1 protein-coding gene is annotated in these 1,726 nt (G+C 73.1%); it reads left to right on the forward strand.

Features of this window, described 5'->3' with window-relative positions; all coding sequences use genetic code 11:
- Positions 1 to 18 precede the first annotated feature (18 nt).
- Positions 19 to 1,726: condensation domain-containing protein (locus tag E2E34_RS34015; RefSeq protein WP_138905674.1), on the forward strand; the 1,708-nt coding region annotated here is incomplete at its 3' end.

Raw genomic sequence — 1,726 nt, forward strand, 5'->3', positions numbered from 1 at the left:
TCCCCGAGGAGCCCCCGCATGTCCCCCAAGGCGTCTGTACGGCTGCCGTTGTCGGCGGCCCAGCGCGACATCTGGCTGGCCCACGCGCTGGACCCCTCCGGCCGCCGCTACAACGTCGGCGAGTACCGGGAGCTGCGCGGTCCCGTCGATCCGAAGCTGGTCCGGGTGGCGTTCCGGCAACTCGCCGTCGAGACCGACGCCATGCGGATCCGGGGCATCGGCTCCGACGAGGACGGCCCCTGGCAGGAACTGCACGCCGAGCCCGGCGACCAGGAGCTCACCGAGGTGGACCTGAGCGGCGCGGAGGACCCGGCCGCCGCGGCGCGGGACTGGATGGCGGCCGAACTCGCCCGGCCCTTCGACCTGGCCTCGGACTGGCTGACCCGGCACGCGCTGGTGAAGGCCGGTGAGGAGCTGTGGTTCTACTTCCACGGCTTCCACCACCTGGTGATCGACGGAGCGGGGCTCGCCCTGCTCGACGCCCGCCTGGTCGAGCTGTACGCGCACGCCGAGGCCGGGGAGCCGTGGAGCCCGAACCCTTTCGGGCAGCTCACGGAACTGTTCGCACAGGACGCGGCCTACCGGGCCTCGGACGACGCGGTCACGGACCGGGCGTACTGGACGGAGCGGCTGGCGGACCTGCCGCCGTCCCCGCGGATCGGCGGCGGCCGTTCCGCGCCGGTTCCGGCGGGGTCCCTGCCGTTCGTCCGGCGCACGATGACGCTTCCCCCGGAGTACGCGCGGCACCTGCGGGAGACCGCTCGCGCGCACCGGGCGCCGTGGACGATGATGGTGATCGCGCTGGTGGCGGCGTATGTGCGGCGGGCTTCCGGGAGCTCCGCCGACGAGTTGGCCCTGGCGCTGCCGGTGACCGCGCGGACCACCGAACTGGCCCGCCGTACCCCCGGCATGATGTCCAACATCATCCCGCTGCGGCTGCCCGTCCCGGCGGACACCACGCTGAGCGCGCTGCTGAAGTCAGTGGTCCAGGAGGCCCGGCAGGGCCTGCGCCGGCAGCGGACCCGGTTCGAGGAGATGTGCCGCGGCACGGAGCCGGGACCGGAGCGGGGCGCGGCTGCCCGGCCGCCCACCTCGCTGCAGGTGAACATCATGGCGTTCGCGCCCGGTATGCGGTTCTTCGGTGTGCCCACCACCCAGCACAACCTGGGCAACGGGCCGGTGGAGGGCCTGGCGGTGGCGGTGTACGACCTGGGGCCGGAGGACGGGCTGCGGATCGACTTCGACGCGGCGCCGGAGACCTGTGACACGGCCTCGGTGGCCGCTCACCAGGACCGCTTCATCCGCTTCGTCGGCAGCGTCCTGGGCTCCCCGGAACTGCCGCTGTGCGAGGTCGAGTTGTTGGACGAGCGGGAGTCGCGGCTGATTCTGGGCGAGTGGTCGGGCACCTCGGTGCCGGTGGACGACCGGTCGCTGACCGAACGCTTCGAGGAGCAGGTACGGCTGCGTCCACGGGCCACCGCCGTGGTCTTCGGGGACGAGCGGCTCTCGTACGGGGAACTCGACGCCCGCGCCAACCGGCTGGCCCACCATCTGCGGGACACGACGGGGCTCGGGCGGGGAGATCTCGCGGGCGTCCTTCTGGACCGGTCGGCGGACCTGGCCGTCACCATCCTCGCGGTACTGAAGTGCGGCGCCGGATACGCCCTGCTCGACCCGGAGTTCCCCGACGAGCGGCTCACCAGCACCGCCGCCGACGCCGGCATCA

It is taken from the genome of Streptomyces albidochromogenes (genome assembly GCF_005981925.1).
Lineage (GTDB): Bacteria > Actinomycetota > Actinomycetes > Streptomycetales > Streptomycetaceae > Streptomyces > Streptomyces albidochromogenes.